Origin of the sequence: Pseudomonas caspiana (assembly GCF_040224095.2) — a bacterium.
Classification (GTDB): Bacteria; Pseudomonadota; Gammaproteobacteria; order Pseudomonadales; family Pseudomonadaceae; genus Aquipseudomonas; species Aquipseudomonas caspiana.
Map to the genome: position 1 here is coordinate 3766506 of NZ_CP167995.1, position 13882 is coordinate 3780387.

14 protein-coding genes are annotated in these 13882 nt (G+C 58.1%); 6 read left to right on the plus strand and 8 right to left on the minus strand.

Annotation, left to right across the window (positions count from 1 at the left end):
* Positions 1 to 58 precede the first annotated feature (58 nt).
* Together ABRP31_RS17265 and ABRP31_RS17270 are read right to left on the minus strand one after the other, a co-directional pair.
* Entirely contained in the window at positions 59 to 1429 is a 1371-nt protein-coding gene (locus tag ABRP31_RS17265) for a gluconate:H+ symporter (protein WP_349969460.1), read from the minus strand.
* 145 nt (positions 1430 to 1574) lie between these two features.
* Complete coding sequence (locus ABRP31_RS17270) at positions 1575 to 2483, minus strand: LysR family transcriptional regulator (RefSeq protein ID WP_349969461.1); 909 nt, start codon at positions 2481 to 2483, stop codon at positions 1575 to 1577.
* Between the two features lie 125 nt (positions 2484 to 2608).
* Between ABRP31_RS17270 and ABRP31_RS17275 the strand changes: the two genes are divergently transcribed.
* The 3 genes from ABRP31_RS17275 to ABRP31_RS17285 all read left to right on the plus strand — a co-directional run bounded on the left by ABRP31_RS17275 (position 2609) and on the right by ABRP31_RS17285 (position 5602).
* Complete coding sequence (locus ABRP31_RS17275; RefSeq protein ID WP_087265130.1) at positions 2609 to 3310, plus strand: CoA transferase subunit A; 702 nt, start codon at positions 2609 to 2611, stop codon at positions 3308 to 3310.
* Between the two features lie 70 nt (positions 3311 to 3380).
* Positions 3381 to 4037 carry a CoA transferase subunit B gene (locus tag ABRP31_RS17280; RefSeq protein WP_349969463.1) on the plus strand — a complete coding sequence of 219 codons (657 nt, stop codon included), beginning with the start codon at positions 3381 to 3383 and terminating at the stop codon, positions 4035 to 4037.
* Positions 4038 to 4183: 146 nt separating this feature from the next.
* Positions 4184 to 5602, plus strand: coding sequence for a TIGR00366 family protein (locus tag ABRP31_RS17285; RefSeq protein ID WP_349969464.1), 1419 nt, complete (start codon positions 4184 to 4186; stop codon positions 5600 to 5602).
* A gap of 135 nt (positions 5603 to 5737) precedes the next feature.
* Here ABRP31_RS17285 and ABRP31_RS17290 read toward each other — a convergent pair whose 3' ends face one another.
* The 5 genes from ABRP31_RS17290 to ABRP31_RS17310 all read right to left on the minus strand — a co-directional run bounded on the left by ABRP31_RS17290 (position 5738) and on the right by ABRP31_RS17310 (position 9946).
* Positions 5738 to 6232: a MarR family winged helix-turn-helix transcriptional regulator gene (locus tag ABRP31_RS17290; RefSeq protein WP_349969465.1), complete on the minus strand. Its 495-nt coding sequence runs from the start codon at positions 6230 to 6232 to the stop codon at positions 5738 to 5740.
* Positions 6233 to 6331: 99 nt separating this feature from the next.
* On the minus strand, positions 6332 to 6898 hold the full coding sequence (locus tag ABRP31_RS17295; protein WP_349969466.1) for a YbhB/YbcL family Raf kinase inhibitor-like protein: 567 nt from the start codon (positions 6896 to 6898) through the stop codon (positions 6332 to 6334).
* A gap of 169 nt (positions 6899 to 7067) precedes the next feature.
* On the minus strand, positions 7068 to 8003 hold the full coding sequence (locus ABRP31_RS17300) for a 2-hydroxyacid dehydrogenase (protein ID WP_349969467.1): 936 nt from the start codon (positions 8001 to 8003) through the stop codon (positions 7068 to 7070).
* Positions 8004 to 8052: 49 nt separating this feature from the next.
* Positions 8053 to 8862, minus strand: coding sequence for an MOSC domain-containing protein (locus ABRP31_RS17305; RefSeq protein WP_087265137.1), 810 nt, complete (start codon positions 8860 to 8862; stop codon positions 8053 to 8055).
* Between the two features lie 154 nt (positions 8863 to 9016).
* Positions 9017 to 9946, minus strand: a complete 930-nt coding sequence (locus tag ABRP31_RS17310; protein ID WP_087265138.1) for a chemotaxis protein CheV — start codon at positions 9944 to 9946, stop codon at positions 9017 to 9019.
* A gap of 565 nt (positions 9947 to 10511) precedes the next feature.
* Here ABRP31_RS17310 and ABRP31_RS17315 point away from each other — a divergent pair.
* The 3 genes from ABRP31_RS17315 to ABRP31_RS17325 all read left to right on the plus strand — a co-directional run bounded on the left by ABRP31_RS17315 (position 10512) and on the right by ABRP31_RS17325 (position 12907).
* Positions 10512 to 10982: a hypothetical protein gene (locus tag ABRP31_RS17315; RefSeq protein WP_349969468.1), complete on the plus strand. Its 471-nt coding sequence runs from the start codon at positions 10512 to 10514 to the stop codon at positions 10980 to 10982.
* 375 nt (positions 10983 to 11357) lie between these two features.
* Positions 11358 to 12251, plus strand: coding sequence for a sensor histidine kinase (locus ABRP31_RS17320; RefSeq protein ID WP_087265139.1), 894 nt, complete (start codon positions 11358 to 11360; stop codon positions 12249 to 12251).
* A complete protein-coding gene (locus tag ABRP31_RS17325) occupies positions 12248 to 12907 on the plus strand; it encodes a response regulator transcription factor (RefSeq protein WP_087265140.1) in 660 nt (219 codons plus the stop codon). The genes ABRP31_RS17320 and ABRP31_RS17325 overlap by 4 nt, the downstream gene beginning before the upstream one ends.
* On the opposite strand, the gene yegS is transcribed toward ABRP31_RS17325, so the two are convergent.
* Entirely contained in the window at positions 12891 to 13805 is a 915-nt protein-coding gene (yegS, locus tag ABRP31_RS17330) for a lipid kinase YegS (RefSeq protein WP_087265285.1), read from the minus strand. The two genes, ABRP31_RS17325 and yegS, sit on opposite strands and share 17 nt — an antisense overlap.
* Positions 13806 to 13882: the final 77 nt, after the last annotated feature.

Genomic DNA, 13882 nt, shown 5'->3' on the forward strand with positions numbered 1-13882 from the left:
GCCTTCGGCAGCACCTGCAGGATGTTGATGTTCGACACGAGAATGTGATGCAGATGAATTAAGTCAGCCACCACCACAACAGCAGCGTACCCACCAGCCCCACCACCGACACAATGGTCTGCAGCACTGACCAGACCCAGATCGTCTGTTTCAGTTGAAGGCCGAAGTACTCGCGGACCATCCAGAATCCCGCGTCGTTGACGTGGCAGAAGAATACCGAACCCGCACCGATCGCCAAGGCAACCAGTGAACTTTGCGTAGCCGCCAGCCCCGCCATCATCGGCGCAAGAATCCCTGCCGTAGTCGTCGTCGCAACAGTCGCCGAACCGGTGGCCTGACGTAAGGCCACGGCAATCAGCCAGGCCAGTAGCAGATACGGGATATGCGCGCCCTCTGCGACCTTGCTGATGGTCTGGCTCACACCGGCATCCAGCAAGGTCTGCTTGAGACCGCCGCCTGCGCCGATGGTCAGCAGCAGGACCGCAATCGGGGCCAGACTTTTGCGCAGCGTACCGTTCACATGCTCGCGAGTCAGCCCATTGGCCCAGCCCAGGCAAATGACCGCTGCTATTACCGCAATACTCAACGCCACCAATGGTTCGCCAAGGAACTTCAGGGTCAGCGCCAGCGAGCTATGCGGGTCCATCAAGACCTTGGCCAGCGTGCTGCCCAGCATCAGGATCACCGGCAGCAGAATAATCAGCAGCGAAATGCCAAATCCCGGTTGGCGCGTGACGTCAGGCTTGGCCGAAAACAGCTCGCCCAGCTCAGCCGGTTCCTTGATGTCCATGCGCCTGGACAACCAGTTGCCGTAAAGCGGACCGGCAAGAATTACCGCCGGAACGGCAATGCACAAGCCCAGCAGCATGGTCAGCCCAAGATCGGCATGCAGTGCACTCACCGCAATCAATGGCCCCGGATGCGGCGGCATCAACGCGTGCAAAGTGGTCATGCCTGCGAGCGCCGGAATCGCGATTTTCAGTAAAGGCTGGTCGGAACGCCGGGCCATGACAAAGATGATTGGCACCATCAGCACCAGACCGACTTCGAAAAACAGCGGCAGGCCGATGACCATGGCCACCAGCGCCATCACCCAAGGCAATGACCGGCCTTTGCCAAATCCCAGCAATGTAGTAGCGATTCGGTCGGCGGCCCCTGACTCGGCCATCAAAGCACCAAGCATTGCACCCAGGGCGATAATCAACCCGGCCTCCCCCAGAATCCCGCCCGCGCCCTTGCTGAAAGCCTTGGCGACCTCCTCGGCAGGCAGGCCAGCACCGATTCCTGCGATGAAAGTGCCGATCAGAATAGAGAGAAAAGGCGGAAGTTTTGTGGCGCTGATCAAGACAATGATTGTGGCAATCGCGATCAGGCAGCAGATAATCAGGCGAGTGTCGTGCACCAGCCAGGCAGCAGAAGATACATCCAAGGCGCTCTTCCTTATCGTTGGTTTCTGCAGCCGCGAGCCAGCAGAAACATTTAGTTGTAATTACCCAACACGATACCGGAACAGCCGACGCGCAAATGTGAAGTTTGTGACAGTTTCGCCGCCCCTCTTGCGGCAAGCCCTTGATCTAGACGCTCGGCAACCCCGGCACCTGAGATTGCGCATACTCGATCAACACCTCGCGCAATGCCTGAGCAGCGGCCGATAACTTGTGATCGGCGAGCATCATCAGACCAATCGGGCGTTCAATCGTCGGCCCCACCAGCGCAATGCAATGCGCGCCTAGCTCATGCATCTGCTGAATACACAACGAAGGCACGGCACTGACGCCCAGACCGCTGGCAACCATGCGGCCAATGGTCGACAACTGATGGCTTTCGAACGCAACAGACAACTTGCCATGCTGCGCTTGCAGATGATGCTCAAGCAGTAAACGCACGGCCGATGGGCGCTGCAAAGCAATGAAATCCTCTTGTAGCAACTCTTGCCACGTCACTTCATCACGTTGCGCCAACGGCGAATCCAGCGGCACCACGGCCACAAATCGATCGGTATAGAAAGGCGTAAACACCAGTGAGTTACTGGACTCCGGTTCGAAACCAATACCCAGCTCAACCCGTCGATGGCGAACCATCTCCAGCACTTCTTCGTTGATCAGGTCGTGAACCGCGACATTTACTCGTGGATAACGACTGCGGAATACCTTGAGCGCGCCGGGCAACAGGTTTCCGGCAAACGACGGCATGGCAGCCACCGACACTTTGCCCAACTGCAAGGTGAAGCGCTGGCGCAGCAGTTCTTCAGCGTTGTCCCAGTCAGCCAGCAGTTGCCGGGCCAGCGGCAGCAGGGTTTCGCCCTCGGGGGTGAGGCTGACGGTGCGCGTGGTACGACTGAGCAACTGGCCACCCAGATCGTCTTCCAGACTCTTGATGGTCAAGCTCAGCGCAGGCTGCGACAAATGCAGGCGCTCACCGGCCTGAGCAAAGCTCAAGTGCTGTGCTACAGCTAGAAATGCCCGCAGCTGCTTCACGTTCATATATTTGTTTTCTTTATTAATCCATCAGAAAAACAAAATTAACAAATCACTGCGCCCGAGAGAAGATGGCGCAACGCTCCTCCGACAGGCCGACTGTTGGTAACAACTATAAAAGGCGGATCATCATGGCTGGACTCGACAAGCGAGTTGCGACTTATCAGGAAGCCCTTGCCGGGCTGACCGACAACATGACGGTGCTATGCGGTGGCTTCGGCCTGTGTGGCATACCCGAAAACCTTATTGCTGAAATCAAACGCATGGGCGTCAAGGGTCTGACTGTTGTTTCCAACAACTGCGGCGTCGATGGCTTTGGTCTGGGTATCCTGCTCGAAGACCGCCAGATTCGTAAGATGGTCTCCTCCTACGTCGGTGAGAACGTCCTGTTTGAACGTCAGTTGCTCAGCGGCGAACTGGAAGTCGAACTCACTCCCCAAGGCACACTCGCGGAAAAAATGCGCGCAGGCGGTGCCGGTATTCCAGCCTTCTACACCGCTACCGGCTACGGCACGCCGGTGGCCGAAGGCAAGGAAACACGTCAGTTCAATGGCCGCAACGTCATCCTCGAAGAAGCCATTACTGGCGACTTCGCCATCGTTAAAGGCTGGAAAGCCGACCACTTCGGCAATGTGATCTATCGTCATACCGCACAGAACTTCAACCCGGTGGTGGCCACGGCGGGCAAAATCACGGTGGTCGAAGTCGAAGAAATTGTTGAACCCGGCGTGTTGTTGCCTTCGCAGATCCATACGCCAGGCATCTATGTTGACCGAGTCATCCTCGGCACCTTCGAGAAGCGTATCGAACAGCGCACCGTCAAAAAAGCCTGACGGGAATCTCGGTTTCCGGGTGCTTCCTTGAACAGGAAGCGGCACAAAAACAACAAAGAGACTTCAGACCATGGCACTGTCCCGCGAACAAATGGCTCAACGCGTTGCACGCGAACTCAAAGATGGCTACTACGTGAACCTCGGGATCGGCATTCCGACACTGGTGGCCAACTATGTCCCGAATGACATCGACGTGATGCTCCAGTCGGAAAACGGCCTGTTGGGCATGGGCGAATTTCCCACCGAAGAAACCATCGATGCCGACATGATCAACGCGGGCAAGCAAACCGTGACCGCCCGCGTCGGCGCATCGATTTTCGACTCCTCGCAGTCCTTTGCAATGATCCGTGGCGGCCATGTGGACCTCACCGTGCTGGGTGCTTTTGAAGTCGACGTGGAAGGCAATATCGCGTCATGGATGATCCCCGGCAAACTGGTCAAAGGCATGGGCGGTGCCATGGACCTGGTGGCCGGTGCCGACAACATCATCGTCACCATGACCCATGCTTCCAAAGACGGCGAATCCAAATTGCTCTCCCGTTGCAGCCTGCCACTGACCGGCGCTGGCTGCATTCGCAAGGTGCTGACTGACCTGGCGTATCTGGAAATCGAAAACGGCGCTTTCATCCTGCGTGAGCGTGCACCTGGAGTCAGCGTTGAAGAGATCATCGCCAAGACCGCCGGTAAGCTGATCGTGCCGGATGATGTGGTCGAGATGAGTTTCTGATTGGCATCAATAGACCCTTGCAGGAGCTGCCGAAGGCTGCGATCGCGGAGTGACTGACACACCGCATCGCAGCCTTCGGCAGCTCCTACGGTGGGTGTGGCAATAAAGATTCAACCCCCAATAATAAATACAAGAGGACAACCCCTGTGGCCGCCGATATCGAAGATAGCCGCTCAGCCCGCTTTGCCCTGCGTTGCGCCAAATGGGCGGAACGCTGGTTTCCCGATTCATGGGTGTTCGCTGCACTGGCAGTGGTTATCGTCACGGTGGCGACCCTGGCCATGGGCGCCAGGCCTGCCGACGCCGCCAAAGCCTTCGGTGACGGGTTCTGGAGCTTGATTCCCTTCACCATGCAAATGGCCTTCGTGGTTATCGGCGGTTACGTGGTCGCCAGCTCGCCCCCGGCCGTAAAGCTCATTGACCGGCTGGCACGCATCCCGAAAAACGGTCGTTCGGCAGTGGCGTGGGTTGCGCTGATTTCCATGGTCGCCTCGCTGCTCAACTGGGGCTTGTCGCTGGTATTCGGTGGTTTGCTGGTCCGCGCCCTCGCCCGCCGTACCGACCTGCGCATGGACTATCGTGCAGCAGGTGCCGCAGCTTATCTGGGGCTGGGAGCCGTGTGGGCGTTGGGGCTTTCATCCTCGGCCGCGCAGTTGCAAGCCAACCCCGGCAGCCTGCCGCCGTCGATCCTCGCCATTACTGGCGTTATCCCGTTCACCGAAACCATTTTCCTCTGGCAGTCCGGCGTATTACTCGCCGCTTTAGTGGTGGTTTCTCTGGTGGTCGCTTACGCCACAGCGCCGGGCCCGAACAGCGCCAAGGATGCCCAGGCCTGCGGCGTCGATCCGTCGTTCAGCATGCCTGAGCTGCCTGCGCGTACTCGCCCGGGCGAATGGCTGGAATACAGTCCGCTGCTGATCATTCTGATGGTGCTGTTGGCGTCCGGCTGGATCTTCAACGAGTTTTCGACAAAGCCTGCGATCACCGCGATTTCCGGCCTGAACACTTACAACTTCCTGTTCATCATGGTCGGCGCGCTGCTGCACTGGCGTCCGCGCAGCTTTCTTGATGCAGTGACGCGAGCGGTGCCGACCACCACGGGCGTGCTGATCCAGTTCCCGCTGTATGGCTCCATCGCGGCACTGATGACCACCGTCAAAGGCTCCGATGCGCAAACCCTGGCGCATCACATCTCGACGTTCTTCACCAGCATCGCCTCCCATGATACTTATGCGCTGCTGATGGGCGTGTACTCGGCAGTACTGGGCTTCTTCATTCCGTCGGGCGGTGGCAAGTGGATCATCGAAGCGCCGTATGTAATGCAGGTCGCCAATGACCTCGAATATCACCTGGGCTGGGCCGTACAGATCTACAACGCTGCAGAAGCGCTGCCAAACCTGATCAACCCGTTCTACATGTTGCCACTGCTGGGCGTGCTGGGTCTGAAGGCCCGGGACTTGATCGGCTTCTCGTTCGTGCAATTGCTGGTTCATACACCGCTGGTGTTGTTCCTGCTGTGGATTCTGGGCTCGACCCTGGCGTACATACCGCCGATGCACCCGTAGTACTAAAAATGTGCCCCTCCAATTGAAGAGCTTTTTCTGTAGGAGCTGCCGAAGGCTGCGAAGCATCTCATCCTGACAGACCGCTATCGCAGCCTTCGGCAGCTCCTACAGTTCTTGTTTTTGCCGCATCATGGCTCAGGCTGAACAATCGTCGCCATAATCCAGCGCGGCGACTTTGGCCAGCAGCTCGCGCAGTTCACAGGCCTGCTGCTGACCCAGCGACTTTTCAAAGCATTGTTGAGCCTGTTCCCACAGCGCCTGCGACTCCACCAGCTTGTCGAGCCCGGCCTGCGTCAATCGCACTCGGCGGCTGCGCTTGTCCTGCGGGTCGACCTCTACCGAGATCAGCCCCTTACGCTCCAGTGGTTTGAGGTTTTGTGCCAGCGCCGAGCGATCAATGACCAGAATCGCCGCCAACTCAGTCACTGCCGGTGCCTGATTGCGTGCTACCTGAATCAGGATCGAACGCTGTGTCGAACGCAGACCGCAGGGTGCCAGAACCGAGTCGTACAACTGCGAAATACGCCGGGTCGCCTTGCGCAGACTGGTTGCATGGCACAGCACTCGCGGGGCAATGCGCAAGCTGTCGGGAATCTGCAACACAGCGACTGGCGTCGGACTCTGGCTCATATAGGTGCCTGCGCAAATACGTCAATCAAGGAACGGCAAGTGGCCAAGGCTGGCACATCCCCGTGTGAAGCGACAACCACGACCGACACGTGCAATGCATCAGGCGCGCTCATGAATCCCGTCCAGCCGCCCACGACCGATGACTGAGCCGTCAATGGCTTTGAGCAACTGATTGCGATTGGGAGGACTGTCGAAATCCAGCTGTCGATCCAGCGCCAGTAACTGAAAGCTGTATCGATGCGGACCATGGCCAATCAGAGGCTGCGGCCCGATATAGGTCGCGCCGCCAAATGTGTTGCGCCCCAAGGTCAGCAAGCCGCGTGACGCAGTGCTTAACGCCCCGACAGGTAGCCCGTTGAGCTGCGGCGAAATACCGACGGCAATTGCATGGACAAACGCAAAGGGTATCGGCGCATCGGCGTCTTCAACGATCAGTACCAGCTCTTTTGTGCCGGTTGGCAGCCCCTGCCACTCCAATGGCGGCGAGAGATTACCGCCCTTGGCCGATCCGACATGGGACTGGGGAATCTGCGCCATGGAGGCGAACGCCGGGCTGCGCACGTCAATGACCACCGGCGAAAACGCCACGGCTTTGTGATTCCAGATCAGCTTGTTCTCGGTCGCACCACGCCCGCGTAACACGCGCCCCAACAGACGACTCAGCATTCTGATCCCTCCTGTGTTGTCGCGTTTAACTCATCGTTCCTGCCTGACATTTGTGGCACCCCTGTCGCGGGCAAGTTTCCCGTAGGTCTTGCGGATTTGCGCGGAACCTGTGGGAGCGAGGCTCGCCCGCGATAAGGACGCCGAGGTCTCGCTCGCAGCTACATCCCGATCAACCATGCACCGGCGTCAACACCGGCTTGCCTGCAAAGAACGCCAGCAAGTTATCGGCCACCATTTGCACCGTCGCTTCTGATGCTTCCGGCGACAAGCCGCCTACATGCGGGGTCAGGACCACGTTGTCGAGGACCTTTAGTGCATCCGGAACGCGCGGCTCATCGTCAAAGACATCCAGCGCCGCACCGGCAATTCGCCGCTGCTGCAGGGCATCAACCAGCGCAGCGGTATCAATCACACTGGCCCGTGCGATGTTGACCACGAACCCTTGCGGCCCCAGAGCATCAAGGACCTGACTGTCGATAAGGTGTTGAGTCCCGCCGCCACCCGGTGTGGCGATGACGAGAAAGTCCGAAGCGCTGGCCAACTCAAGAGGCGTTGCGCGGTAGTCGTAGTCCACATCGGTACGGGGCTTGCGATTGTGATAGCTCACCACGACGCCAAAGCCCGCCGCTCGCCGTGCGATTGCCAGGCCGACCGCGCCAAGCCCGAGAATACCAAGACGCTTGCCCTCTAACGAAGGACGCGTCTCCTTGCGCCACTCGCCGCGGCGCACCGAAGCGTCCGCCTGAGGAATATCACGCACGATAGACAGCAACAACGACATCGCATGATCGGCCACTGTGGGGGCGTTCACGCCTGCGCCGTTAGTGACCGTAATACCCCGCGCCTGGGCGGCAGCGAGGTCGACGTGTTCATACCCGGCGCCCAGCACGCAAATGATCTGCAGATGTGGCAGCGCCGCAATCTCCTCGGCATACAACCCGAGCGGTCCGCGGGTCAAAACCGCAGTAATTTCGTCGCTGCGGGTGGCGATGGCTTCAGCACGCGCTGCGGGGGTCGGTGCCAGTATCAGTCGGTAGCCGCTGTCTTCAAGAATGGGCAGATATTCATTAACGCTCTCGACCAGCACCAAAACTGTGGTTGTCATGCAGGGCTCCGCAAACCATGAAAAAAGGGACAGTACCTGAGTCGAGGCTTCACTCCAACACTGTCACCGGCATGCCGACTTCGATGATGCCCGGCCCGTCGTTGACCATGTTCTGCCCGAACCAGACGTCGCCCTCACGTTCACGATAAGTCTTCAAGGTCGTCAGCGGTTCGCGGTCCGCATTGCGTTCGCCAGTGGCGGGATCGATAGTGGTGAGGATGCAGCGCGTGCATCCCTTGAGCAGACGGAACTCGATGTCACCGATACGAATGCGCTTCCAGCCATCCTCGGCGAATGCTTCGGCCCCCTCCACCACCAGGTTCGGCCGAAAACGCAGCATCTCCTGAGGACGGCCGATCTTCGCCGAAAGGTCATCGAGAGAGGCCTGACCGATCAGCAACAAGGGGAAGCCGTCGGCAAACCCGACCCGCTTATCGTCCACACCAAGACCGCCGGGCAACATGCGCGCGCGGTCAGCCGGTACATGCACCATGCGGGTCGGTTTACCAATAAAATCGCTGACCCAACGAGCGGCCTCGTCACCGGCATCCGGAACACGCAACGTGTCACGCCACACCGTAACGCCGCGCAGAGACTGTTCGATATTTTGCGGGACAGGGATATCCAGCGCCGCGAAGCCTGGCGCCTGAAGGGTCACGCCACCGTCGGCGCTCAACAGCACTGACAATTGCGACATGTGCGGCAAAGCACGCTGAGTGAGAAACCGGCCACTGGCCTCGTCCACCAACATCCAGCGTCGATCCCCGGTCATCCCCAACTCGTCAAACGACGCCTGCTGCAAGACTTCAGCCTTGCAGGATTTGAGGGGGAAACGATAGAGCGCACTGAGATGCATCATGGCCTGGTCCTTGTTCGGCTTGAATCGCCGTAATCATGAAGGCCACAAGCTTATACGAACTTGATCGGTGTCAGGCATGGCAATGCGAGCCAGGGCGCAGATCAAACGCTGCGCCTGGCTCGCTTGCCCAGGCCCATCGGCCCTGGAGGTTCGGTCAGCCCTGAACCATGATCAGACGTTCACGGACCACGTCGACCAGTTTGTCCGGCTGGAACTTGGAGAGGAAGTTGTCACAGCCGACTTTCTTCACCATGGATTCGTTGAAGCTGCCGGACAGCGAGGTATGCAGCACCACGTACAGTTCACGCAGACGTGGGTCGTTACGGATTTCGGTAGTCAGACGGTAGCCGTCCATCTCCGGCATTTCCGCGTCGGTAAAGACCATCAACAGCTTCTCGGTCATGACCTCACCGCTGTCAGCCCAGGTCTTGAGCATGTTCAGCGCTTTGAGACCATCACTGGCCACGTGCAGCTTCAGACCCAACTGAGACAACGTATCGCGCAATTGGCTAAGGGCGACTTTGGAGTCATCCACCAACAGGATTTCACGACCCACTGCACCGGCGAGTACAGGATCCTCGAGCTTCTCGCTGGACACTTTGGCGTTGTACGGCACGATCTCGGCAAGGACTTTTTCAACGTCGATGACTTCAACCAACTGGTCGTCAACCTTGCTGATTGCCGTCAGATAATGCTGACGGCCTGCGCTGGCTGGCGGAGGCATGATTGCATCCCAGTTCATGTTGACGATGCGATCAACGCCACCCACCAGGAAAGCCTGTACCGAGCGGTTGTACTCGGTGACGATAATGGTGCTGTTCGGCCCCGGTACCAGCGGCTTCATCCCAATGGCCTGGGACAAGTCGATGACCGGCAGGGTCTGGCCACGCAGGTTCACCACACCGCACACAAACGAATGACGCTGCGGCATCAGCGTCAGTTTAGGCAGTTGCAGAACTTCCTGAACCTTGAACACGTTGATTGCAAACAGCTGTCGGCCCGCCAGGCGAAACATGAGGATTTCAAGGCGGTTCTCGCCCACCAGTTGTGTGCGTTGATCTACCGAGTCGAGAATGCCAGCCATTTATTGCTCCTGAAGCGTGGGTCACAGTGAGTCTGCGAAGTTGTTATCGGCTGAAAACAGCGGGACCTTAATAGTAATGAACGTTTAAAAACAAACGTTGATATCACTTTAACATCATGATTTACTCATAGGCGAATGACCTGTGCTCATTCCGACCAGTAACCACCGCCGATAACAGCCTGCATGGGCCGTGCGTTCTATACCTAAGGGCAACCCCTAGACCCGCCTCAGGGCTAACCTGATTTTCGCGCCAAGCGTTAGCCATTATTGTGACACCATTCTCATTATTGAATGGAGTCAAAGTCGTGTTTGCGTTGTCGGCATCCCGAACAATATTGCCGTCTCGATTTGCCGCAAGCGGCGAACGCTTTTTCGTGCCCGCCGCAATTGTGAATTTCAGCTCGGTTCGAAGCCATCAGCGTCCAGTCGCAACATTGATCAAACGCCCTTCTTTTTCGAAACATTCGGAAGCGCCCTACAGACTTCCGTTTCACTTCCACATTAACGTTCTGCAATACGCACCGGGTACTACACTGGAGCGATCCATGACCCATGGAGATACCCCATGCTGAACGACAAAGAGTGGCAGCAGATCCACCCCGATTTTTTTGATGAGTCACAGTTACTGCTGAGCACCTGTCAGGAATGCCTCGCGCACCTGGAAATGATCAGTAATGACCAGGACGCCGTCGAGTGCCTGCTGGGTACCCTGTTCAAATTATCGGAAGCCGCCGACAACGCTCTGATCCCCTCCACTGCCGATTTCGCGCGCCAGTTGCGGAGCATGCTGAATGCTGCGTGTCCTGGTGTCCGCCTCAGCGATGATGCGCTGCAGACGCTGGAACACTGCGTCACCCTGTTGGCATGGCAACTTGAGCTGATTGACCCACAGACGGGGCAACTGCCACTGGATGACACCGAGCAAAAAGAACTGCTGGACAAGCTCGCTTACACCTGTGGCCTGGAAATGCCCGAGTTCGCTCAGGAACCACCCCGGCTTCAATCCGAAGGGCAGCACGGATTAGCAGACCGCTGACTGCCCATAACGGCGTCAGCACAAAGCGAAAAAACAGCACACAGATCCCAAACCAGCCCCTGCGGCTCCTCTATAAACCAAACGTGCCAGGGGCTGCTTTGCCCCACCCTCGCGGTACTGGGCGCATTGACTGTCTGCCAGAAGTTATCGAAAAGCCTGCGCCGAGCCAGGGCGACTCGTTCAATCTTTAAACATTGATGTAATATCACGACCCGCAGCATTATTGACATGCTGATGATCGCGCAGAATGGTTGATGAAATACCCGAAAAACCGGTAAGAGAAGTAAAGGCGCGCAGTCTCAATGATTCGCCCGATATTGACCTGGCATCCTGATGGCAGGTTGTTCGCAGTGACCACCCGATGGCTCCATCGCTATGCATGCCCGTACCAATGTTTTCAGATTTCGGCCGCTAAGTACCAGGAACGCTCTCTGGCTGAATGCCGTTCTATGCATTGGGGCAGCAGTTGGCAATGTTGCGCTGTACCTGACTTCTGACGAATTCCCCGTTGCCCTGCTACTGCTCAATCTCGCGACCTTTGCCAGCGTCTGGCAAGCGCAGTTGCGCTATGGCCAGTCGATTCGCTTCCAGCCTCAAGAACTGGCTGACCACATGCTTCAGGTTCAGGAAACCGAACGGCATCGCCTGAGCCGCGAACTGCATGACGACATTGGCCAGATGCTCACCGCAGCGAAGCTTCAATCCGAATGGCTAAGACGTCGCCTGCCTTCGGAGCTGCTGGAGCACAGCAGACAGCTCAACGAGACGCTCGACGAAACCCTGGCCAAGGTCCGCGATGTTTCCGCCATCCTCCATCCGCGCCAACTCACCAGCCTGGGACTTGAAGCAAGCCTGCGCGGGCATCTGCTCCGAACCCTGGCTGACAGCCAGGTGCGCTGGAGCCTGGAGTGCAAGCAGCAATTGGCGGGTATACCGGAAGAAATGAGCGTCGCGGCATTTCGCATTACCCAGGAAGCCGTCACCAATGTCCTGCGCCACGCCCAGGCAAAAAACCTGCTGGTGCGCGTACGGCGTTCGCCGCTGGGGCTGGAGCTGCATATCAGCGACGACGGCCTGGGGTTTACACCTGCAGTTGACCCTGCCCTTGAGGGGCAGCGCGGCATGGCTGGCATGACTGAACGCGCAGCCCTCCTGAACGGCACGTGGACGATAAACAGTGAGCCCGGCGCTGGAACGCGCATCGATGTGCTGCTGCCCTGGACACCCCGTACTCATGAACGAGCAAATCTGAACAAGAAGGCTAGATGACCTGCACATTGCTGTTGATTGACGATCACTCTCTGATCAGGGCCGGAGTTCGCGCCCTGGTGGGCGACATTCCCGGCTATTCAGTCATTGGCGAAGCCTGCGATGGTTCGCAACTGAGCGCTCTGGCCACGGAGTTGAACCCCGACATCATCCTGCTGGATATCTCGATGAAGGATGTGGACGGGCTGGAAGCACTCAAACAGCTGAACAGCGTCCTGCCCGATAGCAAAGTGTTGATCCTCTCGATGCACAGCGACCCGACCCGGATCATGCAGGCTCTGGAGGCTGGCGCTCACGGTTACTTGCTGAAAGACGCCGCGGCCACCGAACTGGAACAGGCGCTGCAAGCCTTGAGCAATGGCGAACGTTACCTGAGCCCGGCAATCGCCCATACGGTCATCAGCCAGGCGTTGATCAGCGTTCAGGCCAGCAAAATCGAAAAACCGCAGAACCATAACCTCACGGCCCGCCAGTTGGAGATCCTGCGGCTTATCGTACGCGGCAAATCCACCCGGGAAATTGCCAGCGGCCTTGGCCTGAGCATCAAGACCGTGGAAACCCACCGCGCCCAGGTCATGAAACGCCTGCAAATTCATGACGTGGCCGGGCTGGTCCTGTTTTGTGTGCGTGAAGGCATTATCAGTCTGGACGATTGAGCTGCGGTGTTTCCCCGAACAACTCAGAGCCCACCGGCAAGTGCACCTTCAAGGCTGCATGACGCGCCGAGAATCGCAGATTCTCCCCGGACAGCGGCTCGCCATCCAGATTGATATCCAGCCCCTGCGCCGACTTGAGTTCTACCCACGGAAGCCGTGCGCGAATGAACATATTGTCGATGCCCAGCCCGCCCTCCAGTAACCCTCTAAGTGTTCCGACCACTTCCTGAGGTGCGGGCAGGATACTGATATCCAGCAGGCCATCATCCACCAACGCTGACGGGCACAGCACATGCCCGCCACCGGCCTGACGACCATTACCAATCCCCAGGGCCAGCAAGTCCCCACTCCAGTGGAAGTCAGGTCCGCTCAATTCGCCGTAGGCCGCGCTCAGCTCACTGAAACGTGTCAGGCCGGTAAAGAGATACGCTGCGCCCCCCAACACCTTTTTAAGGTCCTCAGAGGTATTGGCAGTAACCTGGCTGCCAAAGCCACCCGTTGCCATGTTCAGGAATACCTTGCCATTGACCTCGCCCAAATCCACAGGGCGGGCGGGCACGTCAAGCAAATCCAGCGCGGCATCCGGTTCAAGCGGAACGCCTGCAGCACGGGCAAAATCATTGGCGGTACCCAACGGCATGATGGTCAGTTCAGCGTCGGTATCGGCATTCGCGATGGCTTCAGCGATATCCCGCAACGTACCGTCACCACCCCCGGCAATGATTTGCGAATGCCCGGCCGCCAGCGCTTCACTCACCAGACGCTGAGCATCACCGCCCTCCCACGTCAGGCGAACGTCGAGGTCCCAGCCTTCATTGCGCTTTCGGGTAACAGCCTCGCGAACTTCTTCGTTGAGTGCCTGTTTGCCATGCAAAATCAAAAATGCCCGCCGTGTCATTGCTACTTGCTCCCCTGAGTCGATGCGCAAGATGTTGACCTCAACGGACGGAAAAAAACCCGTTCTGATCAGATAAT

Excerpts from the sequence above, each read along its gene's own strand:
- ABRP31_RS17270 (WP_349969461.1), bottom strand. The coding sequence starts at position 2,483 with ATGAACGTGAAGCAGCTGCGGGCATTTCTAGCTGTAGCACAGCACTTG.
- ABRP31_RS17275 (WP_087265130.1), top strand. The coding sequence starts at position 2,609 with ATGGCTGGACTCGACAAGCGAGTTGCGACTTATCAGGAAGCCCTTGCC.
- ABRP31_RS17280 (WP_349969463.1), top strand. The coding sequence starts at position 3,381 with ATGGCACTGTCCCGCGAACAAATGGCTCAACGCGTTGCACGCGAACTC.
- ABRP31_RS17290 (WP_349969465.1), bottom strand. The coding sequence starts at position 6,232 with ATGAGCCAGAGTCCGACGCCAGTCGCTGTGTTGCAGATTCCCGACAGC.
- ABRP31_RS17295 (WP_349969466.1), bottom strand. The coding sequence starts at position 6,898 with ATGCTGAGTCGTCTGTTGGGGCGCGTGTTACGCGGGCGTGGTGCGACC.
- ABRP31_RS17300 (WP_349969467.1), bottom strand. The coding sequence starts at position 8,003 with ATGACAACCACAGTTTTGGTGCTGGTCGAGAGCGTTAATGAATATCTG.
- ABRP31_RS17305 (WP_087265137.1), bottom strand. The coding sequence starts at position 8,862 with ATGATGCATCTCAGTGCGCTCTATCGTTTCCCCCTCAAATCCTGCAAG.
- ABRP31_RS17310 (WP_087265138.1), bottom strand. The coding sequence starts at position 9,946 with ATGGCTGGCATTCTCGACTCGGTAGATCAACGCACACAACTGGTGGGC.
- ABRP31_RS17315 (WP_349969468.1), top strand. The coding sequence starts at position 10,512 with ATGCTGAACGACAAAGAGTGGCAGCAGATCCACCCCGATTTTTTTGAT.
- ABRP31_RS17320 (WP_087265139.1), top strand. The coding sequence starts at position 11,358 with ATGCATGCCCGTACCAATGTTTTCAGATTTCGGCCGCTAAGTACCAGG.
- ABRP31_RS17325 (WP_087265140.1), top strand. The coding sequence starts at position 12,248 with ATGACCTGCACATTGCTGTTGATTGACGATCACTCTCTGATCAGGGCC.
- yegS (WP_087265285.1), bottom strand. The coding sequence starts at position 13,805 with ATGACACGGCGGGCATTTTTGATTTTGCATGGCAAACAGGCACTCAAC.